This is a genomic window from Flavonifractor sp. An82, from assembly GCF_002159265.1.
Lineage (GTDB): Bacteria > Bacillota > Clostridia > Oscillospirales > Oscillospiraceae > Flavonifractor.
This window is the reverse complement of record NZ_NFHG01000008.1, coordinates 93,066-116,258: the sequence shown is the minus strand read 5'-3', so window position 1 is coordinate 116,258 and position 23,193 is coordinate 93,066. Positions and strand designations below refer to the sequence as shown.

Genomic DNA, 23,193 nt, shown 5'->3' with positions numbered 1-23,193 from the left:
GGGAAAGGGAGGCGGCGGCGCGCAGCCGCCGCCTCCCCAACACAGGGTCAGACGATCTCGTTCTTGGCGATGGCCAGGGGATAGGTGCTGTGGCCCATCAGCATCCGGCCGGGATTGACCCGGACGTTCTTGTCGGTGATGGCGTATTTCAGCACGGCGCCCGCCTGGATGGTGGTGCCCTGCATCAGCACACAACCGGAAACCTTGGCGCCCTTTTCCACCCGGACGCCACGGAAGAGGATGGAGTTCTCCACCTCACCCTCAATGATGCAGCCGTCGGCCACCAGAGAGTTGTAGGAGCGGGAGTCGGGGCCGTAGTAGGTGGAGGGGTCGGAACGGTCCTTGGTGCGGACGGGGCGGTCGGGTACGAAGAGCTGCTCCCGGACGGTGGGGTCCAGCAGCTCCATGCTGCGGGCAAAGTAGCCCGCCACCGACTGCAGCCGGGCGGCATAGCCGTCAAACACATAGGGGACGATCTTCAGCTGGCCCACCATGGCCTGGAGCACGCCGATGCTGAAGGAGTGGATATTGTGGGCGGCACAGTGGTCCACCAGGGAGAGCAGCAGCTCCTTGGAGAGGATGTACACCTCCAGGGACTCACAGCCCTGGGCGATGGGGGGATGGACCGACACGTCGGTGATCCGTCCGCCGGCGCCGATGGTGAAGTAGTCGCAGCCCTTGGGGTCGCCCTTGGGATGGCCGGTGCACACGGTGGTGATGTCGGCGTCGTTGCGGATGTGGGCCTCAAAGATGTCCCGCAGGGGAAGGCTCACCGCCAGGTCGCCGCCGGCCAGCACCACGTGGTCCTGCCGGATGTTCTGCAGATAGGAGCGGATGCCGGCCAGGGCGTCCATGCGGCCCCGGTACATGCCTTCCCGTCTGCCGGAATAGCTGAAGGGGGGCAGGATGCGCAGGCCGCCGTGCTTGCGGGACAGGTCCCAGTCCTTGCCGGAACCCACATGGTCCAGCAGGGACTGATAGTTGGCGTCCACGATCATGCCAACATCGGAGATGCCGGCATTGACCATATTGGAGAGCATGAAGTCGATGACCCGGTACCGGCCGCCGTAGGGGATGGAGCAGGTGTTGCGGTTCTGGGTCAGCTCCCGCAGGTCGGGGTTGGAAAGGTAGGAGAAGATGATGCCGTGCAGTTTGTTCATCATTTCACCCCACCTCCTTTCACGTTACGAGTAATCATGGCCTTGGGAGAGACCACAGCGTCAGGGCCCACGGTGAGGTTCTGGGCCACCACGGCCACGCCCCACTCCTCGGAGCCGTCGGGGGAGGCGCCCACACGGGCCCGCTCGCCGATGACGCTGTTTTCCGCGATGATGGAGTACTCCACCACGGCGCCCGCCTTGACCACGGTGCCGGGCATCAGGATGGAGTAGCGCACCACGGCGCCCTCCTCCACGATGACCGAGTGGAACAGGACGGAATTCTCCACAGTGCCGTAGACCTCACAGCCGCCGGTGACCATGGAGTGGTCCACCTTGGCGTTCTTGCCCATAAAGTGAGGGGGCTTGGTGGGGGTGCGGGCAAAAATGGGCCACTCGGAGTCGTACAGGTCGATGCCGTTGTCGGGAGAGAGCATATCCATGTTGGCGTCCCACAGGGAGTCAATGGTGCCCACGTCCTTCCAGTAGCCCTTGAAGCGATAGGCGGTCAGCTTCTCGCCGGCCTCCAGCATGGCGGGGATGATATTCTTGCCAAAGTCGTTGGCGCTCTTCTCATTCTCCTCGTCAGCGATCAGGTATTCCCGCAGTTTCTTCCAGGTGAAGATGTAGATACCCATGGAGGCCAGATTGCTCTTGGGCTTCTTGGGCTTCTCCTCGAACTCATAGATGTCGTCATTCTCGTTGACATTCATGATGCCGAAGCGGGGAGCCTCCGCCATGGGAACCTCCAGCACGGAGATGGTGCAGGCGGCCTGGGCCTCCTTGTGGCGGCGGAGCATATCGGCATAATCCATCTTATATACGTGGTCGCCCGACAGGATGAGCACGTAATCGGGATCATAGGTATCCAGGAAGTTGATGTTCTGATAAATGGCGTTGGCGGTACCCTTGTACCAGGTGCCCTTCTCGCCCTCGCGCATGTAGGGGGGCAGGATATGGACGCCGCCGTAGGAGCGGTCCAGATCCCAGGGCTCGCCGTTGCCGATGTAGGCGTTGAGCTCCATGGGACGGTACTGGGTCAGCACGCCCACGGTGTCAATGCCGGAATTGATGCAGTTGGACAGGGGGAAATCGATGATGCGGTACTTACCGCCGAAGGGTACTGCGGGCTTGGCCACATGGCTGGTGAGGGCGTGCAGGCGACTTCCCTGACCACCCGCCAGCAACATGGCGACACATTCCTTTTTCATTCTATCACCTCAGAGTTTGAACTGGGACTAACCTGAAATCTCCGAACCGTTCGGAGAGGGGTTACTTTTCCTTTTTCTTGCGTACCACAGGCTTGGGGCTCTCTGCCTTGACGGCGGGGGCGGCGGCCTTCTTGCGCACGGCGGGCTTGGGGGCCGGCTCCTTTACCGCCGGGGCGGCCGCCTTTTTGCGGACGGCGGGCTTGGCGGCGGGGGCCTTCACGGCGGGAGAAGCAGCCTTCTTGCGCACGGCGGGCTTGAGGGAAGCTTCCTTGTCCGCCTTTTTCTTGCGGACGGGGAACTTGCGGGTACACTTATAGATCACCGCGCTCATGGGCGGCAGGGAGATGGTGATGGACTGCTCCCGGCCCTGGCTCTCCACATAGCGGCTGCGGACCGGCTCATGATCGCCGCCCCCCTTGCCGCCGAAGTCGGGGTCGTCGGAGTTGAAGATGCAGGTGTAGACGCCGGGTACAGGCACGCCCACGGTATAACCGGTGCGGTCCACGGGAGAGAAGTTGCACACGATAACCAGGGCGTCTCCCTTGGTATCCTTCCGGAGGAAGGCCACGGTGTTGGCCTGGTTGTCGTTGGCCTCGATCCACTCGAAGCCCTCCCAGGAGAAATCCAGCTCCCACAGCTCGGGGTGGGCCAGATAGAAGGCGTTGGCCTGCTTGAAGTACTGCTGCAGCTGGCGGTGAGGCACGGCCCACTCCTGATCCGGGTCCAGCAGGTGCCAGTCCAGGGAGTGCTCATAGTGCCACTCGTTCCACTGGCCGAACTCGCTGCCCATCATCAGCAGCTTTTTGCCGGGATGGGTGAGCATATAGGTGTAGAAGGCCCGCACGCCGGCAAACTTCTCCTCGTTGGTGCCGGGCATCTTGTTGATGAGGGAGCCCTTCATGTGCACCACCTCGTCGTGGGACAGGGGGAGCACGAAGTTCTCCGAGAAGGCGTACATCAGGGAGAAGGTGATGTCCTTGTGGTTGAACTGACGGAAGTAGGGGTCCAGCTTGATATAGTGGAGGATGTCGTTCATCCAGCCCATGTTCCATTTCAGGTTAAAGCCCAGGCCGCCCTCCAGACCGCCCTCGCCCACCGGGTGGGACACCCGGGGCCAGGCGGTGGACTCCTCGGCGATCATCATCACGTCGGGATGGGCCTGGAAGATATGGCCGTTGAGCTCCTGGATGAAGTCCACGGCCTCCAGATTCTCGTGGCCGCCGAACATGTTGGGTACCCACTCGCCGCCCTGACGGCCATAGTCCAGATAGAGCATGGAGGCCACCGCGTCCACACGCAGACCGTCGATATGGAACTGCTCCAGCCAGAAGAGGGCGGAGGAGAACAGGAAGGAGCGGACCTCGTGGCGGGCGTAATCAAACACACGGGTGCCCCAGTCGGCATGCTCACCCTTGCGGGTGTCGGCATACTCATAGCAGGGCTCGCCGTCAAACTCGTACAGACCAAAGGCGTCCTTGGGGAAGTGGGCGGGCACCCAGTCCAGGATCACGCCGATGCCGGCCTGATGGAGCTGGTCCACCAGCCACATGAAGTCGTGGGGAGTGCCGAAACGGCTGGTGGCTGCAAAGTAGCCGGTGCACTGGTAGCCCCAGGAGGCGTCCAGGGGGTGCTCGGTGATGGGAAGCAGCTCCACATGGGTGAAACCCATCTCCTTCACATAGGGCACCAGATACTTGCCAATATCCCGGTAGGAGAGCATTTCATCCTCGCCGGTGCGCCGCCAGGAGCCCAGATGGACTTCATAAATATTCAGCGGTTTCTGGTAAATGGGGTTCTTTTTCCGGTAATCCATCCAGCCGTCGTCCCCCCAGCCGTAGCCGGACAGGTCATACAGCTTGGAGGCGTTGCCGGGACGGGTCTCGGCGTGGAAGGCATAGGGGTCCGCCTTGGCCAGCACCCGGCCGGAGGCGGTATGGACTGCGTATTTATAGCTGTCGAACTGCTTCAGACCGGGAATAAAGGTCTCCCAGACGCCGTCGCTCAGCAGCTCCATGGGATGGTCGGAGTCATTCCAGCCATTGAAATCGCCCATGACGGCGACCGATTTGGCATGGGGCGCCCAGACCCGGAATACCCAGCCGTCCTGCCCGTCCCGGACTGCGGGATGAGCGCCCATAAATTCCTGGGCCCGTACCGCGTGTCCCTGGGAGAAGTCATGGAGGATCGTATTCGGTTTGGTGGAAGCCATAGGTATCCTCTCCTTGTTGGAAACGTCCCAAGATGCGCCAAAATGGCGTAAACTGGGGGTTCTTGTCATTGGTAATAAATAAAATCCAAAATACACGGATTTTATTTGTGTAAAGTATACAACGATATGGTCGGATAGTCAAGACACGGATTACCAATCAAGATGTAAAATTTCCAGCAATATACGGATTCCCTTTTGTAAAGAACGCGCAGGGGCAGCCGCAGGTGATCTGCGGCTGCCCCTGTGGAACCCATATTAACCTGCCATCAGCAGGGTGCGCATCAGGCGCAGGAAGATGCCGGGAGCGCTGAGCCGTTCCACGGCCTGGTCGGACACGATGGGGATCTGGGCCAAAACCTGATCCCCGGCGGTGACCGTCATCTGTCCCAAAGTCTGGCCCGCCTCCACGGGGGCCTCCACGTCCTCACACAGCTCCAGCTGGGTCTCCATCTGATTGACCATGGACCGGCTGATCAGGATACGGGAGGGCTGGGCCAGCACGGGCTGGACAGTCTCACTCTGGCCCAGCAGCACGCTCACCGGCGGCAGAGCCTGGGACGGGTAAACATCCATCAGGGTGTAGTTGGCAAAACCGTAGTTGAGCAGGGTTTGGGCGGCGGCTGTCCGGGTGTCCTTGGTGGAGGACTTGAGGATGACGGCGATGAGCTCCATGCCGTCCCGCTCCGCCGTGGCGGACAGGCAGTAGCCCGCCGCGTCGGTGGAGCCGGTCTTCAGACCGGTGGCTCCCTCATAGAACCGGATCAGCTTGTTGGTGTTGGCCAGCTGGAACTGGCCGTCCCGCAGGGTATCCATCCAGATGGTGGTGTAGTCCCGGATGGAGGGGTGGTTCAAAATCAACTCCCGGCTCATCAGGGCAATGTCATAGGCGGAGGTGAGATGGCCCGCCGCCGGCAGGCCGGTACAGTTGACAAAGCAGGTGTCTGCCATGCCCAGCTGGGCGGCCCGCTCATTCATCTTGGCCACAAAGGCCTCCTCGCTGCCGCACAGGTGCTCGGCCAGGGCCACCGAGGCGTCGTTGCCCGAGGCTACCGCCACCGCCTTGAGCAGATCGTTCACCGTCATCTGCTCCCCTTCCTTTAAATAGACCTGGGAGCCGCCCATGGAGGCGGCGTAGGCGGATACGGTGACCATATCCTCTCTGGACAGACTGCCGCTGTCGATGGCCTCCATTACCAGCAGCAGGGTCATGACCTTGGTGACGCTGGCGGGTTCCAGCTTGTCGTGGGCGTTTTGCTCGTACAGAACGGTGCCCGTCTCCTTTTCCATCAGCACGGCGCCCGCTGCGTCCACGGTGGGCGCGGCCGGGGCGGCCTGAACGGGCAGAGCCAGTAGGGTGGCGGCCAGCAGGGCCGCGGCCAGTTTTTTCATCGTCTGTGACGCCTCCAATGCTCAAATGCTCTGTTGGAGAGGATATGGAGGGGAAAAGACTTCTATACGGTTTTTGACTGGGGTAATTTTTTCTGGTACAATGGCAAAATCAATCAGATTCAAAAGGAGGGGCGGATATGGAGCATGCCATTGCGGTGGTCCTGTCCGGCGGACAGAGCCGCCGGATGGGTCGGGACAAGGCGGGGCTGACCCTGGAGGGACAGAGCTTCCTGGACCGGATGACGGAAGGTCTTGCACCCCTTTTCGACCAGGTGTATGTGTCGGTGGACCGGCCAGGGCGCTATCCCGGCCGGAAGGAGCTGCCCGACCTGCGGCCGGGACAGGGCCCTCTGGCGGGACTGGAGGCCGCCTTCCTGCGCACCGGGGCGGAGGCGGTCTTTCTGACCGCCGTGGATCTGCCCTTTGCCAGCCCGGACCTGGCCCGGCGGGTGCTGGCCGGGGCGGGGGATGGGGATGCCTGCGTCATCCGGCGTCGGGACGGGGGCGTGGAGCCCCTGTTTGCCCTGTATCGCCGCAGCTGTCTGCCCGCCCTGACCGCCTGCCTGGATGAGGGACGCCGGGCGGTGAAGGCCCTGCTGGACCGGGTGGACTGCCGCTGGCTGGAGGAGGACGACCTGGGAGGCTTCGACCTGGAGCGGGCCCTGTGGAATATCAACACCCAGACGGATTTCCGCCGGGCGGCGGAGCGACAGGGAGAAAAGTGAAAATTCCTCTTTACAATAACGCTTTAGTGTGGTAATATACGAAAGCAACCACCACATACATGGTTTGGAGGAATGTACATGAAACGCAGACTGACCGCTCTGGCCCTTGCGCTGGGCCTGACCTTTGCCCTGACCGCCTGCGGCGGCGGCACTACCGGCAGCGCCAATACCCCTGCCGGCAACAGCCAGACCCCCGATGTGAATACCGAGTCTCCCGCCGCTGAGAGCGACCTGGCCTATGTGAAGGAGAAGGGCACCCTGGTGGTGGGCATGACCGACTTTGCCCCCATGGATTATAAGGATGAGAACGGCGAGTGGATCGGCTTTGACGCTGATATGGCCAAGGCCTTTGCCGAGAGCCTGGGCGTAAAGGTGGAGTTCCTGGAGATCAACTGGGACAACAAGCTGATGGAGCTGGACACCAAGGGCATCGACGTGATCTGGAATGGCATGACCATCAACGATGAGGTGCTGGCCGGCGCCTCTGTGTCCGAGCCCTATTGCCGCAACGGCCAGGTGGTGGTGATTCCCGCCGACAAGGCTGAGGACTACCAGACCGTGGACAGCCTCAGCGGCCTGAACTTCGCCGTGGAGAACGGCTCCGCCGGCGCTGCGCAGCTGGACTCCCTGGGCCTGACCTACGTGGCCAAGACCACCCAGGCCGACGCCCTGATGGAGGTGGCCTCCGGCGCCTCCGACGCCTGTGTCATCGACCTGCTGATGGCGGGCGCCATGATCGGTGAGGGTACCAGCTATCCCGAGCTGACCTATACCGTGCAGCTCAACGACGAGGAGTATGGCGTGGCCTTCCGCAAGGGCTCCGACCTGACCGAGGCCTTCAACACCTTCTGGAAGGACGCCTATGATGCCGGCACCGTCATGGAGCTGGCCAACACCTACGGCGTTCAGGAGTCCGTCATCGAGAAATAAGATCATTCTGAGGGAACAGGGCAGAGAGCCGGGGGCTCTCTGCCCTTCCCCGGTCCAAGAGAGGGAAACGATATGCTGATGTCTGTTACGCTCACCCTGCTGGAGGGGTTTGTGGTCACTTTGGAGATCTTTCTCCTGACCCTCCTGTTTGCACTGCCTCTGGGTCTGGTGATCTCCTTTGGCTCCATGAGCCGGTGTACCCCCCTGCGGGCGGTGGTCAAGACCATCGTGTGGATCATCCGGGGCACTCCCCTGATGCTCCAGATCATGGTGGTGTTCTACGGGCCGGGTCTGATGTTTGATCTGCCCCTGCTGCCCCGGTTTACCGCGGCGGTGGTGACCTTTGTCATCAACTACGCCTGCTACTTCTCCGAGATCTACCGGGGCGGCATCCAGTCGGTGCCCCGGGGCCAGCAGGAGGCCGGTCTGGTGCTGGGTATGACCCGCAGCCAGATCTTCTTCAAGGTCACCCTGCTCCAGGTCATCAAGCGCATCGTGCCCCCCATGGGCAACGAGTTCATCACCCTGGTGAAGGACACTGCCCTGGTGCGGGTCATCTCGGTGTATGAGATCATCTGGATGGGCGAGTCCTACATCAAGAAGGGCATGATCTGGCCCCTGTTCTATACCGCCGTGTTCTATCTGGTGGCCAACGGCATTCTTACCCTGCTCTTTGGCTGGTTTGAGAAGAAGCTGGACTATTTCAAGTAAGGAGGCCCGCTCCATGCCTATTTTGGATGTACAACACATTGAAAAGCACTTTGGGGCCACCCGGGTGCTGGAGGATATCAGCTTTTCCCTGGAGCAGGGGCAGGCTTTGGCCATCATCGGCTCCTCCGGCTCGGGCAAAACAACCCTGCTGCGGTGCCTCAACTTCCTGGAGACCCCCAATCAGGGCAAGATCCTGGTCAACGGGGAGACTCTCTTTGATTCGGATGACCCCGCCACCCAGCGGGAGGCCGAGGTGCGCAAGAAGCGCCTCCACTTCGGTCTGGTGTTTCAGTCCTTCAATCTGTTCCCCCAGTATACCGCCCTGGAGAACGTGACCCTGGCGCCCCAACTGCTGGCCCAGGAGCGGCCCGACTTCAAGCAGAATAAAAAGGCCATTCTGGAGGAGATCCAGGTGGAGGGCCGGAGCCTGCTGGGAAAGATGGGCCTGTCCGACCGGGCGGACCACTACCCGCACCAGCTCTCCGGCGGCCAACAGCAGCGGGTGGCCATCGCCCGGGCTCTGGCCCTGAAGCCGGACATCCTGTGCTTTGACGAGCCCACCTCCGCCCTGGACCCGGAGCTCACCGGCGAAGTGCTCAAGGTCATCCGCTCCCTGGCCGAGCAGAAGACCACCATGATCATCGTCACCCATGAGATGGCCTTTGCCCGGGATGTGGCCGACCAGGTGATCTTCATGGACGGCGGCGTGATCGTGGAGCAGGGACCCGCCCGGCAGGTCATCGAGTCGCCCCGGGAGGAGCGTACCCGCCAGTTTCTCTCCCGCTATTCCGAGAATTGAAAAGAATCGCAAAGCGTGGTATCATAACCTGGATACCACGCTTTTCCACTGCAAGGAGTTGACGCCATGGACGATACCATGTTTTTGCCGGTGCTGTCCCACTTTGAGAATGAAAACTTCTGGACTGCCAGTTCCGGCCGGATGCGCTACCGGGTGGACCCGGTGAAGGGGGATGAGGAAAATCCACCCTCCCTGACCGCCCAGGTGTGGGAGGGCCCCTGGCGGCTCCAGGACAGTACGGTGGAGGAGACCACGTCCTTCCCCATGAGCGAGGAGGGGCTGGAGGAGCTGCGCGCCTGGGCGCTGACCTGGCAGGAGACCATCAACGCCCGGCCGCCCAGAAGTCTGAAGGAGACCATCCAGGCCAGAGACGCCCGCCGGGCGGAGCTGGAGGCGGCCAAAGCCGAGGGAGAATGACCGACGGCGTGTGATGAGCATAGGATGACCCGGAGGGGTTGCCAATGCACATCACAGAGCATATTCTTACCAACAGCGACTGCTACAAGGCCGGACGGACCATCAAGCCAAAGGGCATCATGGTCCACTCCACCGGTGTGGCCCAGCCCGACGTCAACGTATTTCTGAAGGCCTGGGACAAACCGGGGGTAAACGCCTGTGTCCATGCCTTTGTCCACCAGGGGGGCGTCACAGAGACCCTGCCCTGGAACTGGCGGGGGTGGCACGCCGGCGGCGCGGCCAACAACACCCATATCAGTTTTGAGATCCTGGAGCCCGCCGGACACACCTACAAAGGCGGCACCATGATCGGATACGACCCGGTGAAGAATGGGCCCTATTTCCAGCAGATATACAACACGGCGGTGGAGCTGTGCGCCTACCTGTGCGAAACCTACGGCCTGGACCCCGAGCGGGACATCATCGACCATGCGGAAGGCTGTAAGCTGGGACTGGCCTCCAACCACGCGGATGTGGGCCACTGGTTCCCCAAGCATGGCAAGAGCATGGATACCCTCCGCGCCGATGTGAAAGCGCGGCTGAAGGGGGGTGAACCGGAGATGACGCAGGAGCAGTTTGACGCCGCCCTTGCCGCCCGGGAGGGGGCGGTTTCCGCCCGGACGGTGAGCGACTGGGCCAAAGCGGCCTGGAAGAAGGCGGAGGAGGCGGGGATCTTTGACGGTACCGCCCCCGGCGCTCCCCTGACCCGGGAGCAGGCCGCTTTGATCCTGGAGCGGCTGGGTCTGCTGGGAAAATGACAGGAAACAAGAGGAGGAAGTAAAAAATGACCTGGGGAACCTACTATTTCTTTTACGAGTGCCCGCAGTGCGGCAAGAAGTACCGCTATGAGCTGGAGTTTGCCTCTGAGCCCGAGTTTGGCTTCTGCCCCGACTGCCACGTGATGGGCACTTTTGTGGGCGAGACCAAGGACAACAAGCAGGGTGAGGACAAATTCGTGGATTACGAGTTTGTCTAATCAAAAAAGTGACAAAGCACTTTTTTGAAAGAGCTGCAGCCCGCCGCGCGCAGACTTTGTCCGCTGTAAGCGGCCAGAGTCCACACTTGCGGGCTGAGAAGTGTTTTCAGCCACGCACTTGTCGCGGCTGAAAACGAACTGGACTTTTTTCGCGCCTGCGGGCGCGAACTCTGCGAGGCTATTAAAAAAGGACGCCGAAAGGCGTCCTTTTTTGCTCAATCGTATCGCTTGGCGGTGCCGCTCTGGGTGATGTTCAGCATGTCGGCGGTGATGTCGGTGGTGTAGGGGTTGAGGCCGGAGGTGTTGACGATGTCCAGCACCTTATCGGGGTAGAGCTCATAGCACCAGTCCACGCCCTTGTACTTAACCGTGCCGTCCCCCGGCAGGGAGGTAGCGGTCACGTTGTCAAAGTCAAAGCTCAGGCCCTTGTCGGCAAAGTAGGCCAGGTCGGTGACTTTCAGGTCGGTCTCCACGTTCTCCATGAAAATATCGTAGTAGGTGGGCAGGTTCAGGGGCTGGGAGATGGCCTTCTTCAGCACCGCCATGATCAGTTCCCGCTGGGTCTTGGTGCGGCCGATGTCGGCGTCGGGGTAGGCGTCGTAGATGTTATGGGGATAGACGCCCTTGCCGTCGGAATTTTTCCGGCAGCGTACCACCTTCAGCGCGTCGGTGCCGGTGAGGTACTGCATCCCCGGCTCGAAGTGGATGTGCAGGTTCTGGGCGGGGTCGTCATAGGCCATGTGGACGGGCACGTTGAAGTTGACGCCCCCCACCGCATCCACCAGCTTCACAAAGCCCTTGGTGTTGACCTTCACATAGAAGTCGATGGGGAAGCCTACGATTTTGCGGACCTCTTCCTTCAGAGCGTCGATGCCGTTGTAGGGGTACATGCTGCACAGCTTGTAGAAATGCTTTCCCTTGCCGGAGACCCCCTCGATCAGGGTGTCCCGGGGGATGGAGGCCATGGCGATGGTCTGATTCACCGTGTCGTAGGTAGCCACGATCATGGTGTCCACGTTGCCGCTGGCCTGGTCGCTGGCGCACAGCAGGAAGGTGTAGGTGTACTCCTTCCGCTGCCGGGAGGATGTCTCGCTCTGTACGGGCTCCGGGGAATCGGTGGACAGCCCGGCGCTCTCCGCCGGGGGCGGGGTCTCCTCCAGGGCGATCTTGGGGGGCTGGGCCATCAGTCGGAAGGCGGTGTATCCCACCACCACCAGGGAGGACAGGATCACCAGGATGATAAACAGCACCCGGAGCACCTGCTGGCCGGGGGACAGACGGACCTTTTCTCTCTTTGTAAGCCTTTTGGCCACGGGAGACCACGCCTTTCTTTGGTAGCATTGATATGATATGTAAGGGCTTGGCGGTTGGAATTGACCGCATTATATCCAATTAGACGGCAGCCTACAAGCTAAAGTTTCTTAAGATTTTGTTTTTTGACAGGAAACGACCTATTCCTCCCCCACGAACCGGCTGCGGATGCTGAGGGTGGCGGCGGTGAGGGCGTTGACCGCCCCCAGCAGCTCCACCAGCAGCTGATTCTGGCGGGTCAGCTCCTCCAGTACCCGGTCCATGCTCTGGCCGTGCTCTTGGCTCTGGGCGGGCCAGGGGCAGCCGCCCCAGCAGGGGATGGGGTGGACGTAGCGCTTCATGGCCGGCTCCTGGGGCAGCGGGGGCTCCTGGTGGCTCTGGGCCAGGATAGCGGCCGCCCGGCGCTGGGCCTCCAAATCCCGGTTTTTCTGACAGGTGGGTTGGCTCATAGAAATACCTCCTTTATGCCCTCCATCCTATGCATTTGGAGTTCTGCGGGTCCGGACGGGGTGAAATTGGGGAAATTGCCTGTTGACATTTTCAGGAGACATGGTACACTGAACTGGACCGTATGAAGGGAAAACCCTTCGGTGGTCTAGAAAGGAACGAGATACCATGAAGAAGAAACTGCTTGCACTGGGCCTGACTGTGGCCCTGGCGCTGGGCCTTGCCGCCTGCGCATCCAATACCGATACCCAGGAGAGCACCCCGCCCGCCGAGACCACCCCCGTGGTGGAGAGCGAGACCCCCGCTGCGGAGGGGACCGACATCAACCTGGGCCTGCTCAACGGCCCCACCGGCATGGGCGCAGCCAAGCTGCTCTCTGACAATGACGCCGGGGAGACCGTGAACCACTACAACGTCACCATGGGCTCCGATCCCTCCACCGATATCGTACCCAAGCTGAACAGCGGTGAGCTGGACATTGCCGCTCTGCCCACCAATGTGGCCGCCAACCTGTACAACAAGACCGGCAGCATCCAGCTGCTGGCCCTCAATACCCTGGGTGTGCTCCACATCCTGGAGAACGGCGACACCGTCCACTCCCTGGCCGACCTGTCCGGCAAGACCATCTACGCCATCAACCAGGGCACCAACACCGAGTTTGTGCTGGACTACCTGCTGACCCAGAATGGTCTGGACCCCGATACCGACGTGGATATCCAGTGGAAGACCAGCGAGGAGGTCACCTCCCTGATGGCCTCCGGTGAGATCGACCTGTGCATGCTCCCCGTTCCCGCCGCCACCACCGTGCTCATGCAGAACAGCGACGTGCGGGACGCCATCGACCTGAGCGACGCCTGGACCGAGTCGGGGGCCTCCGGCACCTTCACCATGGGCTGCGTGGTGGTGCGCACCGAATTTGCCCAGGAGCATCCCGAGGCGGTTGAGGCTTTCCTCACCGAGTATGAGGCCTCCATCAACTATATCAAGGACAACCCGGAGGAGGGCGGACAGCTCATCGAGGAGTACGGCATCGTGCCCAAGGCCGCCATCGCTACCGCCGCCATCCCCCAGGCCAACATGATCTTCACCGCCGGTGAGGACCTGAAGTCCATCTCCAGCTACTATGAGGTGCTCTTTGCCGCCGACCCCACTTCGATCGGAGGTTCCATCCCCGATGACGCCTTCTACTACATCCCGTAATTTCAAACAAAATAAATTACTGCGAGCTGTCATACCCCTGGCCTTCTGGCTGGGGGTTTGGCAGCTTGCGGCCTTTTTGGTGGACCTGCGCACCAACGGCCACGGGGCCCTGCTGCTGCCCTATCCCATGCTGGTGGCGGAGCGGCTGCGGCTGCTGGCGGTCCAGCCTGCCTTCTGGCAGGCGGCGGCGGTCACCCTGGGGCGCATCTTTGCCGGTTTCGCCGTAGGCGCGGCGGCAGGTGCGGCGGTGGCGGCGGCCACCTCCGCCCTGCGGTGCGCGGACTGGGTGCTTACCCCGGCGGTGAAGGTAATCCGGGCCATCCCGGTGGCCTCCTTTATCGTGCTGGTGCTGCTGTGGGCCCCCTCCTCCGGCTGGGTGCCCGCCATCGTGTCCGGGCTGATGGTGCTGCCGGTGCTGTGGGGCAACGTCAGCAAGGGAGTGGCCCAGACCGACCCCCTGCTGCTGGAGGCCGCCCGAGCCTACCGCTTCGGACGGGGCAGGACCTTTCGGCTGGTCTACCTGCCCTCGGTGCTGCCCTACTTTGCCAGCGGCTGCGCCACCGGCCTGGGTCTGGCCTGGAAGGCCGGGGTGGCCGCCGAGGTGCTGTGCCAGCCCAAGCTGGCCATCGGCACCCAGCTGTACCGGGCCAAGATCACCCTGGAGACCCCCGACCTCTTTGCCTGGACGGCGGTGGTCATTGTGCTGAGCTTTCTGCTGGAATATGTGCTGGGCTTCCTGTTCCGGCGGCTGGGAGGGGGTAAAACGTGATATCCGTAAAAGATATTACCGTCCGTTTTGAAGAAAAGACGGTATTGGACCGATTCTCCCTGGAGCTGCCGGCGAAGGGGATCACCGCCCTGTCCGGTCCGTCGGGCTGCGGCAAGACTACTCTGCTGCGGGTGCTGGCGGGACTCCAGCCGGTGGAGGGGGGCGCGGTGACCGCTCCCACGCCGCCGGTCATCCTCTTCCAGGAGAACCGGCTGCTGCCCTGGCGGACGGCGGAGCAGCATATCACCGACGTGCTTCCCCGGAGCCGCCGGGGGGAGGCGGAGCGCTGGCTGGCCCTGGCGGAGCTGGAGGGGGAGGAGAAGACCCATCCCGCCGCCCTGTCCGGCGGCATGGGCCGGAGATTGGCTCTGGCCCGTACCCTGGCCTGCGGCGGGGGGCTCTTTCTGCTGGACGAGCCCTTCACCGGGGTGGACACCCCCCGGGCGGCGCGTATCCTGGACCGGGTGCGTCAGCTGGGGGTGCCGGTGGTACTGTCCAGCCACGAGGCGGAAATCGTGGCCCTGTGCGACCGGGTGGTGGAGCTGTCCGGCCCGCCTCTGTGCCGGGTTTAGGAGGTTCAGCTTGCTTTCAGAGTTACAAAGGTTTTGTGAACAAAGGCGAAAGCGCGTTGCGCTTTCGCCTTTTTGTGATAAAATGGGAACCATACATTTTTGGTAAAGGCAGCGTAAAAACATGAGTCATTCCATTGAAGCTTCACAAACTCCGGAAGCTGCTCCCCGGCTTCCGGAGAAAAAACGATTTCCGTTGAAGTGGCCCAGACTACCTCTGACGCCCCGGCAGTACTGGTGGGTCACCATGGTGCTGCTCATCGTGGTGCCCCTCATCTCCTTCACCATGGTGGAGTACCTCAACTATAATGACCCCTGGCGGGGCTTCAGCACCGTCCAGGTGGCCCTCAACCTGGTGTGGTACTACCTGGCGGAGCTGGTGTTCTACTTCCTGCGGGGACGGCGGAGCGGGGCCATCAAGCTGGGCCTGATCTTCACTTGGGGCTTCGGCTTTGTCAACCACTACCTCATCGCCTTCCGGGGGCGTACCCTGTTCCCCGGGGACTTCCTCTGCCTGGGCACCGCCCTCAATGTGGCGGGGGGCTACGACTACCGCCTGTCCCAGCGGCAGTTCATCACCCTGATCGTTGTGGTGGTCATTTTCCTGCTGATAAAATTCCTGCCCAAGGAGCCCCGGAAGAAGTTCTCCTGGAAGGTGTTCCTTCCCTCAGCGGGTCTGACCGCCGTTTTCCTGGCGGTGTTCTTCGGCACCAGCATGGTGGAGCGGTTGGGCATTGAACCCTCCATGTGGACCACCCGGGGCAACGGCCTGTTCCTCAATTTTACCGTGTGCATGAAATACATGCGGGTGGAAAAGCCGGACACCTACTCGGAGGAGACCCTGAACGCCCTGGGCGGGGAGAATATCAGCGACGACGTGTCGGTGAGCGTGGTGGACCCGGACGGCACCACCCGGCCGGTGAATGTCATCGTCATCATGAACGAGTCCTTCTCTGACCTCAGTGTGCTGCCGGGGGTGGAGACCAATATGGACGCCATGCCTTTCCTCCGTTCCCTCACCGAGAACACCATCAAGGGCTACGCCTACTCCTCGGTGTTCGGCGGCACCACTGCCAACTCGGAGTATGAGTTCCTTACCGGCAACACCACCGCCTTCCTGCCCGCCGGTACGGTGCCCTACCAGATGTATGTCTCCGACGGGGACCCCACTCTGGTGAGCCAGATGTCCGCCCTGGGCTACCACACCATCGCCGCCCACCCCTACCGCTCCTCCGGCTGGAACCGCCCCTCGGTGTACAGCAACTTCGGCTTTGATGAGGTGTACTTTGAGAGCGACTTCCAAAACCGTACCTATATGCGGGGGGATGAAAAGACGGGTTATGTCACCGATCAGTGCGACTACGAGAACCTGATCCGGCTCTATGAGGAGAAGGAGGAGGGGGAGCCCCTGTTCCTCTTCAACGTCACCATGCAGAACCACAGCGGCTACCAGATGTCCTGGGAGAACCTGCCCCGGGAGGTGTGGCTCACCGGAGAGTTGGAGAATCGCTTCCAGACGGTGAATCAGTACTTATCCCTGATCTATCAGAGCGACCAGGCCCTGGAGTATCTCATCAACTACTTCTCCCAGGTGGAGGAGCCCACTATGATCCTCATCTTCGGGGACCATCAGCCCCAGGTGGCCACCAACTTCTACACCGATGTGCTGGGGGAGGACCCGGACACCGAACTGGCCCAGAAGAAGCAGATGGTGCCCTTTGCCCTGTGGGCCAACTACGATATCCCGGAAGCGGAGGGCATCGAGCTCTCCCTCAACTATCTGTCTGCCCTGCTGATGGAGGCTGCCAACCTGCCTCAGACAGGATATCAGAAGTTTTTGTCCCAGCTCCGGGAGGTGGCCCCGGTCATCAACACCGTGGGCATCCGGGACGCCCAGGGCAACTGGTACGGAGAGAACGAGGCTCTGCCTGCCGATCTGGACGCCGCCATCGAGGAGTACAAGGTGCTGCTGTACAACAACATCTTTGATAAGGCCGATCGGCTGGAAAACTTCTTTTCCCTGATCCAATAGCAAACGCGCCCCCGGAGGGAATTTCCTCCGGGGGCGCGTTTTGTTTAACAGAGTCCCAGAATATAGCGGCAGCAGAAGCGCTTGTACCAGGGCAGGGCCTTGTCCACCTGGGCGGAGATGGTGCGGGCAGCCTCCACGGCGGTGCTCCGCTCCTCCTCCGTCAGGGTATGGGGGCTGAACTTGGCCTTCTTGGCCAGTTCGGCCACCTCCTCCGGGGTCTGACCGCCCCAGCGCGCCAGCTTCTCCAGGTGGAGGTAGGCGGCAATAACCGCCCGGTTGGTGTTTTCCTGCCGGAATTTCTTCTCCCGGCGGCTCCGGCCCACAGAGCGGCGGACGGGGAAGGCCAGCACCACCAGCACAGCGGCCAGGGGGATCAGGATGAAGCGCAGATCCAGGGGGGCGGCCTCCTGGCCGTCCTCATCCGGATCGTCAGGAGCGGCGGAAGGCCGGGCGCTGGCCTGAGGACCCTGGGTGGCAGTGGGGGTGGGCATCGCGGTAGGCGTGGGGGTGGGTTCCGCGGTCCCGCTCTGGCCGGGGTTGCTGCCGGCATAGGCAGGGGTGACCTCGATGGGTTCCCAGCCGTAGCCGTCAATATAGATCTCCACCCAGGCATGGGCGGCAGAGTCGGGGACATTCACATGGCCGGAGGGGGGCACGTCGGCCACATAGCCGGTGACGTACCGGGCGGGAATACCGATGGCACGCAGCATCAGGGTGGCGGCAGAGGCGAAGTGCATACAGTAGCCCCGGTGGCTTTCGGTCAAAAAGTAGGACACAAAGTCCTCCCCCTCCGGAGTGGCGTGGGTGTCCGGGTCATATTCCGCCAGCTGAGACAAATAGTCCCCCACCATCCCGGCCAGACTGAGCATGGCTCCCCGGGAATCCTCTTCGCTCAAACGACCATAGGAAATATAGCTGGAATAGGCCTGAAGATGCTCATTGTCCAGCCCGCCGGGCAGCGACTGGGCTGGGTTTCCGAACAGCTTGTTCAATGCGTCGGAGACAGCGTCCACCGCATCCTCATCAATGGCCATGTAGGAGCTGTCATAGACAAAGTAGGCATAGGTGCTCTCGGCCTGGGCGGCCTCCCCCGGCAGCTCCGCCCCGGACAGGGGATTACAGCCGGGCTGGACGTATATCGTGTGGGTCCAGACATCCTCCCCCCGGGCCAGATAGGAATCGTACATAAACCTGGTGCCGCTGAGCTCGTTGGGCTGGGACAGAATGTGATAGGGGACATATACATAGCCCGGGTCGGCGCCCACATTATGGACGGTGACCTTAGCATATTGCTTGTTAGGGAAGGTGTTTCGGTCAGCCAGAGCGGGGAAGTTCATAGGCTGATAGCTGTCCAGGGCATTGGACAGGTCGGAGAGGGAAAACTGACCGGAAACCTCACCAATGGGGTAATGGAAGATGCCCAGGTCATCGTAGTCCGCTTCCTCCAGAGGCCCCCAGCCATCGCTGTCGTACACCGCGCTGGAAAAGCCCCGCAGGTAGATCCGGCCCCGCAGGTCGGTGTCCACCTCCAGCACCGTCCGGCCGGAGAAGTCCAGAGGTCCGGCGTCGTCCAGAGACACCTTGCCGTCGGCGTCGGCAAAGGAGCCGCCCGACCCAAAGCCGAAGGGTCCCTTTCCGTGGAAGAGGGTCACGTCCAGGTGGGTCACCCAGTTGTTGATGGAGTCCAGGGCATCGTCCGCCCACCGGGGCCGCTGGTAGCTGTCCTGGGGCATGGCCAGCCCCAGCAGGAAGAGAAGCAGGGCCGCCGCCGGGAGAGAGAGCAGGGTGAGCTTGGCGGCCCCTGCCCGGTCCTGCCGCCGGACCAGAGAGCCCAGACCCATGACGGTCCAGCCCAGGATCAGCCCCATCAGGGGCAGCCAGGCCGGGGTCACTGAGATGCACAGGGGTGCCAGCACAAAGGGCACGGTGAGCAGAAAGGATACGGAAAAGGAAGGCCGCCGTATCACCGCCAGGGCCAGCAGAACGCCCAGCACCGCAGCCACCACCAGAGCCAGCAGTGTGGCAGAGCGGATCCATACCATGGTGGGCAGCTGGGCAATGGGGTAGATAAAGCCGTCCAGCTCCAGGCTGGTACACACGGTGTTGACCACTGCGCAGCGGAAGGTGATCTCACCCAGCTGCATGATGGGAAACAGCCGCCATACGGTAAAACCGGCGGCCCCCAGTACCGCGGCCATGCCGAACAGCATCCAGCGGGTGGGAAGGGCACAGAGCAGGGTGAGCAGCACGCTCAGCAGGGTGCAGCCGGTCAGCAGCAGGAACGGATGAAGGCTTTGGCCCACTGCCGAGGAGAAGGCCCACAGGGTGCCGGTGAGCAGCAGAAAGAGGAGCAGACCGCCGGTGAAGAGCTCCAGGGGCCGAGGCCGGCGGTTGGAGCGGGGCTTGGGCGGGTGCTTTTCACGGTGTTTCATCGTCCCCCTCCTTCCACGCCCTCGGGCGTCACATGGAGATGGCGCACCTTGCCCGATCCGGCGGGCAGCAGCAGGGCGCCGTCCAGAATGGAGCGGCCCTCCTGGGGCGCCGGGGTGGAGAAGGACAGCTCCAGACAGGCCAGCAGGGCCCGCTCTCCGTCCACCGGCCGGTCCTCAATGACACCGGTGAGAGGGGCGGCCCACTGGATATGGTGGGGCCGGTCCCGGTCCAGCAGCCAGCGGGACAGGGCGCACAGCTGAGCAAAGGTGCGGTCCAGCACCTCGGGAGAGCCGAAGTGGTCGTAGGTCACCACAATGGCGGCCTGCTGGGGCTCCAGGGTCTCCCGCACCACCAGCTCGTCCAGCTTGGAGGACAGCTTCCAATGGACCGAACGCAGGGGGTCCCCCGCCCGGTACTCCCGCAGGTCGTAGTCCTCGCCGGGACCGCCGCCGGGCCGGGGACGGAGCACCACCCCGTCGTTCTGACCGCCGGTGAGCTCCTGGGCGTCGTCCAGCTCCAGGGCGGGAGGCAGCACCAGGACGGCCCCCTCTTCCCCTCGCCCCACGGGCAGAGGGAAGAGACCCAGCAGATCGCAGCTCCAGGCCCGCTCCGCCCGGCATACCAGCCGGCCGCAGTGGTCGGCGGGGATAGTCAGGGGGACCTCCTTTGTGGGGGAGGCCGCCAGCAGGGCCTGTCCCTCCTCGCCGGTGAGCTGGTTGGTCCAGCGCAGTCTGACCCGGGGCCGGATCAGGGGGAAGGGGGAGGGGGTGTGCAGGCAGATACGGAACTGGGCCTGCTCCCCCCGTACCACGGAGGGGCTGTCAGGCCGAATCTCCAGCCGGTTCCCCGCCAGGCCGGGCAGGGCCAGCAGCAGGGAGAGCACCGGCAGCACGAGGATGAATACCAGGATAAAGGTGGACAGGTAGAACCGGAACAAAATTTGAAACAATACCGCCGCCGCCACCAGAACGGCGTACAGGATCCGACGGGAAGTCATGGCCTCACCCGATCTTGGGGGGCTGGACCTGCCGGAGGATCTCCGACAGATCAAAGCCGCCGCTGGCCTCCGCCCGGGGGGAGAGGATGAGCCGGTGAGCCACCACGTCGGCAAAGACCATGGACACGTCCTCCGGATTCACATAGTCCCGGCCCAGCACCAGGGCGGCCGCCTTGGCCATGGCGGTGAGGGCCAGGGAGGCCCGGGGACTGGCCCCCTGAACGATCATGGGATGGCTGCGGGTGGCGTTTACCAGCCGGATGATGTAGTCCAGCACCTCATCGGACACATACACCCGGTCGGCCTGCTCCCGCAGGGCGGCCAGACCGGCCAGATCCAGTACCTGCCGCACTTGGTCCAGAGGATTGCCCCCCTGCTTGCGGCGCACCATGTCCAGCTCGTCCGCCGGGGCGGGGTAGCCGATGGACAGGCGGATCATAAACCGGTCCATCTGGGAGTCGGGCAGCAGCTGGGTGCCCGAGGCCCCCGCCGGGTTCTGGGTGGCGATGACCAGGAAGGGCTGGGGCACCGGATGGCTCACCCCGTCCACGGTGACCTGACCCTCCTCCATGGCCTCCAGCAGGGCAGACTGGGTGCGGCTGGTGGCCCGGTTGAGCTCGTCTGCCAGAAACAGGTTGCACAGCACCGCGCCGGGCTGGTACTCCATGGCGCCGGTGGCCTTGTTGTAGATGGAAAAACCGGTGATGTCCGAGGGCATTACGTCGGGGGTGAACTGCACCCGGTTATATTTCAGGCTCAAAGCCTTGGAAAAAGCCAATGCCATGGTGGTCTTGCCCACGCCGGGGATATCCTCCAACAAAATGTGGCCCCGGGCCAGAATGGCCAGCAGCACCTTGGCCAGCACGTCGTCCTTGCCGACCACCGCTTTCTTCACTTCGCCCAGGATCTCCAGGGCCTGTTTGTTGCCGTCCATGTTCCGCCCTCCTTAAAGATATCTGAAAGCTAAGTCCTATTGTATCAGAGCGTACCATTATGTCAACTATAAGGAATAAAAAAGCCGGGAATGGAAAAAATCACGGCAGACCCTTGCGCAAAACACCACTTTGTGGTATAGTACATACGTTAGTAGTAGAGGTATGATGAGAGTGGGGTCACGGCTCCGCTCTTTCTTATTGAAAAAACGGGGAATGTAAAAAATTTACATCCTATGCCGGAGGTGGCTTATGGCCAAGGTAACAGAGCTGGTATCCACCCTGGCGGCTCCCCTGGTGGAGGCCGCCGGCTGCACCCTGTGGGACGTGGAATACGTCCGTGAGGCGGGGCAGTGGTTCCTGCGGGTCTACATTGACAAGGAGGAGGGCGTCTCCATCAACGACTGCGAGGCGGTGAGCCGCCCCCTGTCCGACGCCCTGGACGAGGCCGACCCCATCGAGGGCAGCTATGTGCTGGAGGTGTCCTCCGCCGGTGCCGACCGGCCCCTGAAGAAGCCGGAGCATTTTGCCGCCTTCATGGGCAGTGAGGTGGAGGTGCGTCTCTACCGGGCGGTGGACGGCCGGAAGGACCACGTGGGTATCCTCTCCGGCTATGAAAACGGCGACGTGACCATTGACACGGCGGACGGACCCAGGACCTTCGTCAAGAAGGACGTGGCTCAGACCCGGCTGTACGTGCGGTTTTAAGATGTAGGGGCGGACAGGAACCGCCCGTGTTGAGGATAAGGAGACAGAGCTATGCCGAAGAAGAACGCCAAAGCGCAGAAGACCAATGAGCTGGACGGCAAGGAGTTTTTCGCCGCCATCAACCTGATTGAGAAGGAAAAGGGCATCCCCAAGGCCTACATGCTGGATAAGATCACCCAGGCCCTGGTGTCCGCCTACAAGCGGGACCATGAGTCTGCCGGGGACAACATCGTGGTGGAGGCCGACGAGGAGGCCGGTACCGTCCGCATGTTCGTCAAGAAGGACGTGGTGGAGGAGGTGGATAACCCCTGCACCGAGATGAGCCTGGAGATGGCTCGCTCCAAGCTGCCCCAGGCCCAGCTGGGTGACGTGATCCGCATCGAGATCAAGACCCGGGACTTTGGCCGCATTGCCGCCCAGACCGCCCGTCAGGTCATCATTCAGGGCATGCGTGAGGCCGAGCGGGGCATGGTGTACGACGAGTTCTCCTCCAAGGAGCACGAGATCCTCACCGGTGTGGTCACCCGCATCGATCCCCGCTCCGGCGCCGCCAGCCTGCGCATCGGCTCGGGCAGCGAGGCCACCGAGGCCTTCCTGGCCGCCGGCGAGCAGGTCAAGGGCGAGGAGTACGTGGAGGGCATGCGCCTGCGGGTGTACGTGGTGGAGGTCCGCCGTTCCACCAAGGGGCCCCAGGTCCTCATCTCCCGCACCCATCCCGGCCTGGTGAAGCGCCTGTTCGAGATGGAGGTGCCCGAGATCTACGACGGCACCGTGGAGGTCAAGTCCATCGCCCGTGAGGCCGGTTCCCGCACCAAGCTGGCCGTCTGGTCCGCCGATCCAAACGTGGACCCCATCGGCGCCTGCGTGGGTCCCCGGGGCCAGCGCGTGAACAACATCGTGGAGGAGCTCCGCGGCGAGAAGGTGGACATCGTCAAGTGGTCCGAGGACCCCGCCGTGTACATCGCTGCCGCCCTGTCTCCCGCTGATGTTATCAGCGTGGACATCCATGAGGAGGGCAAGACCTGCCGCGTGGTGGTGCCCGACGATCAGCTCTCCCTGGCCATCGGCAAGGAGGGCCAGAACGCCCGTCTGGCCGCCAAGCTGACCGGCTGGAAGATCGACATCAAGCCCGCCTCCGCCCCTGCTGACGAGGAAGTGGAGGACGAGGAGGATGTGATCCTGGAGGACGAGGCCGAGATTGAGGAGTAATTCCTCGGTGATCAAATGCAATG

Annotated in this window: 22 protein-coding genes; 13 read left to right on the top strand and 9 right to left on the bottom strand. The window is 62.4% G+C overall.

The window, feature by feature from the left end:
• Positions 1-47: 47 nt before the first annotated feature.
• From glgD to B5G34_RS10115, 4 genes are all read right to left on the bottom strand, one after another.
• Positions 48-1,163 carry a glucose-1-phosphate adenylyltransferase subunit GlgD gene (glgD, locus tag B5G34_RS10130; protein WP_087336766.1) on the bottom strand — a complete coding sequence of 372 codons (1,116 nt, stop codon included), beginning with the start codon at positions 1,161-1,163 and terminating at the stop codon, positions 48-50.
• Positions 1,160-2,368, bottom strand: a complete 1,209-nt coding sequence (locus tag B5G34_RS10125; protein ID WP_087336764.1) for a glucose-1-phosphate adenylyltransferase — start codon at positions 2,366-2,368, stop codon at positions 1,160-1,162. Before B5G34_RS10125 ends, glgD begins: the two co-directional genes overlap by 4 nt.
• Positions 2,369-2,429: 61 nt before the next feature.
• Positions 2,430-4,577: a 1,4-alpha-glucan branching protein GlgB gene (glgB, locus tag B5G34_RS10120; RefSeq protein ID WP_087336760.1), complete on the bottom strand. Its 2,148-nt coding sequence runs from the start codon at positions 4,575-4,577 to the stop codon at positions 2,430-2,432.
• Positions 4,578-4,832: 255 nt separating this feature from the next.
• Positions 4,833-5,966, bottom strand: coding sequence for a D-alanyl-D-alanine carboxypeptidase family protein (locus tag B5G34_RS10115; RefSeq protein ID WP_087336756.1), 1,134 nt, complete (start codon positions 5,964-5,966; stop codon positions 4,833-4,835).
• Positions 5,967-6,103: 137 nt separating this feature from the next.
• Here B5G34_RS10115 and B5G34_RS10110 point away from each other — a divergent pair, with 137 nt between their 5' ends.
• From B5G34_RS10110 to B5G34_RS10080, 7 genes are all read left to right on the top strand, one after another.
• Positions 6,104-6,691 carry a molybdenum cofactor guanylyltransferase gene (locus B5G34_RS10110; protein ID WP_087336753.1) on the top strand — a complete coding sequence of 196 codons (588 nt, stop codon included), beginning with the start codon at positions 6,104-6,106 and terminating at the stop codon, positions 6,689-6,691.
• 78 nt (positions 6,692-6,769) lie between these two features.
• Positions 6,770-7,621 (top strand): transporter substrate-binding domain-containing protein, encoded by an 852-nt coding sequence (locus B5G34_RS10105; RefSeq protein WP_087336750.1) that lies wholly within the window; start codon positions 6,770-6,772, stop codon positions 7,619-7,621.
• A 72-nt stretch (positions 7,622-7,693) separates the two neighbouring features.
• Positions 7,694-8,332, top strand: a complete 639-nt coding sequence (locus B5G34_RS10100) for an amino acid ABC transporter permease (RefSeq protein WP_087336747.1) — start codon at positions 7,694-7,696, stop codon at positions 8,330-8,332.
• Between the two features lie 13 nt (positions 8,333-8,345).
• Complete coding sequence (locus B5G34_RS10095) at positions 8,346-9,131, top strand: amino acid ABC transporter ATP-binding protein (RefSeq protein WP_087336744.1); 786 nt, start codon at positions 8,346-8,348, stop codon at positions 9,129-9,131.
• 66 nt (positions 9,132-9,197) lie between these two features.
• Entirely contained in the window at positions 9,198-9,548 is a 351-nt protein-coding gene (locus B5G34_RS10090) for a hypothetical protein (RefSeq protein ID WP_087336741.1), read from the top strand.
• A gap of 44 nt (positions 9,549-9,592) precedes the next feature.
• Complete coding sequence (locus B5G34_RS10085) at positions 9,593-10,345, top strand: peptidoglycan recognition family protein (RefSeq protein ID WP_087336738.1); 753 nt, start codon at positions 9,593-9,595, stop codon at positions 10,343-10,345.
• A gap of 26 nt (positions 10,346-10,371) precedes the next feature.
• Positions 10,372-10,563: a hypothetical protein gene (locus tag B5G34_RS10080; protein WP_087189476.1), complete on the top strand. Its 192-nt coding sequence runs from the start codon at positions 10,372-10,374 to the stop codon at positions 10,561-10,563.
• Positions 10,564-10,778: 215 nt separating this feature from the next.
• On the opposite strand, the gene B5G34_RS10075 is transcribed toward B5G34_RS10080, so the two are convergent.
• Together B5G34_RS10075 and B5G34_RS19410 are read right to left on the bottom strand one after the other, a co-directional pair.
• On the bottom strand, positions 10,779-11,876 hold the full coding sequence (locus tag B5G34_RS10075; protein ID WP_242956968.1) for an LCP family protein: 1,098 nt from the start codon (positions 11,874-11,876) through the stop codon (positions 10,779-10,781).
• A 138-nt stretch (positions 11,877-12,014) separates the two neighbouring features.
• Positions 12,015-12,323, bottom strand: a complete 309-nt coding sequence (locus tag B5G34_RS19410; RefSeq protein WP_087336734.1) for a hypothetical protein — start codon at positions 12,321-12,323, stop codon at positions 12,015-12,017.
• 166 nt (positions 12,324-12,489) lie between these two features.
• On the opposite strand from B5G34_RS19410, the gene B5G34_RS10065 reads away from it, so the two are divergent.
• The 4 genes from B5G34_RS10065 (at position 12,490) to B5G34_RS10050 (ending at position 16,891) form a co-directional block, all read left to right on the top strand.
• Positions 12,490-13,521, top strand: a complete 1,032-nt coding sequence (locus B5G34_RS10065) for an ABC transporter substrate-binding protein (RefSeq protein ID WP_087336730.1) — start codon at positions 12,490-12,492, stop codon at positions 13,519-13,521.
• Positions 13,496-14,290 carry an ABC transporter permease subunit gene (locus tag B5G34_RS10060; RefSeq protein WP_087336727.1) on the top strand — a complete coding sequence of 265 codons (795 nt, stop codon included), beginning with the start codon at positions 13,496-13,498 and terminating at the stop codon, positions 14,288-14,290. The genes B5G34_RS10065 and B5G34_RS10060 overlap by 26 nt, the downstream gene beginning before the upstream one ends.
• Positions 14,287-14,862 (top strand): ATP-binding cassette domain-containing protein, encoded by a 576-nt coding sequence (locus B5G34_RS10055; protein WP_087336724.1) that lies wholly within the window; start codon positions 14,287-14,289, stop codon positions 14,860-14,862. The genes B5G34_RS10060 and B5G34_RS10055 overlap by 4 nt, the downstream gene beginning before the upstream one ends.
• Positions 14,863-14,983: 121 nt before the next feature.
• A complete protein-coding gene (locus tag B5G34_RS10050) occupies positions 14,984-16,891 on the top strand; it encodes an LTA synthase family protein (protein WP_087336721.1) in 1,908 nt (635 codons plus the stop codon).
• Between the two features lie 44 nt (positions 16,892-16,935).
• Here the strand turns inward: B5G34_RS10050 and B5G34_RS10045 are convergent, their stop codons facing one another.
• The 3 genes from B5G34_RS10045 to B5G34_RS10035 are packed head-to-tail and all read right to left on the bottom strand — an operon-like array spanning position 16,936 to position 21,255.
• Positions 16,936-19,323, bottom strand: a complete 2,388-nt coding sequence (locus B5G34_RS10045; protein WP_087336718.1) for a transglutaminase-like domain-containing protein — start codon at positions 19,321-19,323, stop codon at positions 16,936-16,938.
• Positions 19,320-20,321 (bottom strand): DUF58 domain-containing protein, encoded by a 1,002-nt coding sequence (locus B5G34_RS10040; RefSeq protein WP_087336714.1) that lies wholly within the window; start codon positions 20,319-20,321, stop codon positions 19,320-19,322. The genes B5G34_RS10045 and B5G34_RS10040 overlap by 4 nt, the downstream gene beginning before the upstream one ends.
• Before the next feature lie 4 nt (positions 20,322-20,325).
• The gene (locus B5G34_RS10035; RefSeq protein WP_087336711.1) at positions 20,326-21,255 is read right to left on the bottom strand and encodes a MoxR family ATPase; all 930 of its coding nucleotides are present in this window, start codon (positions 21,253-21,255) and stop codon (positions 20,326-20,328) included.
• 250 nt (positions 21,256-21,505) lie between these two features.
• On the opposite strand from B5G34_RS10035, the gene rimP reads away from it, so the two are divergent.
• Both rimP and nusA read left to right on the top strand, forming a co-directional pair.
• The gene (gene rimP / locus B5G34_RS10030; protein WP_087336708.1) at positions 21,506-21,961 is read left to right on the top strand and encodes a ribosome maturation factor RimP; all 456 of its coding nucleotides are present in this window, start codon (positions 21,506-21,508) and stop codon (positions 21,959-21,961) included.
• A 51-nt stretch (positions 21,962-22,012) separates the two neighbouring features.
• A complete protein-coding gene (nusA, locus tag B5G34_RS10025; RefSeq protein WP_087336705.1) occupies positions 22,013-23,170 on the top strand; it encodes a transcription termination factor NusA in 1,158 nt (385 codons plus the stop codon).
• Positions 23,171-23,193: the final 23 nt, after the last annotated feature.

What these genes read in the sequence shown, in the direction of transcription:
- glgD (WP_087336766.1), bottom strand. Translation starts at nt 1,163, where the DNA reads ATGATGAACAAACTGCACGGCATCATCTTCTCCTACCTTTCCAACCCC.
- B5G34_RS10125 (WP_087336764.1), bottom strand. Translation starts at nt 2,368, where the DNA reads ATGAAAAAGGAATGTGTCGCCATGTTGCTGGCGGGTGGTCAGGGAAGT.
- glgB (WP_087336760.1), bottom strand. Translation starts at nt 4,577, where the DNA reads ATGGCTTCCACCAAACCGAATACGATCCTCCATGACTTCTCCCAGGGA.
- B5G34_RS10115 (WP_087336756.1), bottom strand. Translation starts at nt 5,966, where the DNA reads ATGAAAAAACTGGCCGCGGCCCTGCTGGCCGCCACCCTACTGGCTCTG.
- B5G34_RS10110 (WP_087336753.1), top strand. Translation starts at nt 6,104, where the DNA reads ATGGAGCATGCCATTGCGGTGGTCCTGTCCGGCGGACAGAGCCGCCGG.
- B5G34_RS10105 (WP_087336750.1), top strand. Translation starts at nt 6,770, where the DNA reads ATGAAACGCAGACTGACCGCTCTGGCCCTTGCGCTGGGCCTGACCTTT.
- B5G34_RS10100 (WP_087336747.1), top strand. Translation starts at nt 7,694, where the DNA reads ATGCTGATGTCTGTTACGCTCACCCTGCTGGAGGGGTTTGTGGTCACT.
- B5G34_RS10095 (WP_087336744.1), top strand. Translation starts at nt 8,346, where the DNA reads ATGCCTATTTTGGATGTACAACACATTGAAAAGCACTTTGGGGCCACC.
- B5G34_RS10090 (WP_087336741.1), top strand. Translation starts at nt 9,198, where the DNA reads ATGGACGATACCATGTTTTTGCCGGTGCTGTCCCACTTTGAGAATGAA.
- B5G34_RS10085 (WP_087336738.1), top strand. Translation starts at nt 9,593, where the DNA reads ATGCACATCACAGAGCATATTCTTACCAACAGCGACTGCTACAAGGCC.
- B5G34_RS10080 (WP_087189476.1), top strand. Translation starts at nt 10,372, where the DNA reads ATGACCTGGGGAACCTACTATTTCTTTTACGAGTGCCCGCAGTGCGGC.
- B5G34_RS19410 (WP_087336734.1), bottom strand. Translation starts at nt 12,323, where the DNA reads ATGAGCCAACCCACCTGTCAGAAAAACCGGGATTTGGAGGCCCAGCGC.
- B5G34_RS10065 (WP_087336730.1), top strand. Translation starts at nt 12,490, where the DNA reads ATGAAGAAGAAACTGCTTGCACTGGGCCTGACTGTGGCCCTGGCGCTG.
- B5G34_RS10060 (WP_087336727.1), top strand. Translation starts at nt 13,496, where the DNA reads ATGACGCCTTCTACTACATCCCGTAATTTCAAACAAAATAAATTACTG.
- B5G34_RS10050 (WP_087336721.1), top strand. Translation starts at nt 14,984, where the DNA reads ATGAGTCATTCCATTGAAGCTTCACAAACTCCGGAAGCTGCTCCCCGG.
- B5G34_RS10045 (WP_087336718.1), bottom strand. Translation starts at nt 19,323, where the DNA reads ATGAAACACCGTGAAAAGCACCCGCCCAAGCCCCGCTCCAACCGCCGG.
- B5G34_RS10040 (WP_087336714.1), bottom strand. Translation starts at nt 20,321, where the DNA reads ATGACTTCCCGTCGGATCCTGTACGCCGTTCTGGTGGCGGCGGCGGTA.
- B5G34_RS10035 (WP_087336711.1), bottom strand. Translation starts at nt 21,255, where the DNA reads ATGGACGGCAACAAACAGGCCCTGGAGATCCTGGGCGAAGTGAAGAAA.
- rimP (WP_087336708.1), top strand. Translation starts at nt 21,506, where the DNA reads ATGGCCAAGGTAACAGAGCTGGTATCCACCCTGGCGGCTCCCCTGGTG.
- nusA (WP_087336705.1), top strand. Translation starts at nt 22,013, where the DNA reads ATGCCGAAGAAGAACGCCAAAGCGCAGAAGACCAATGAGCTGGACGGC.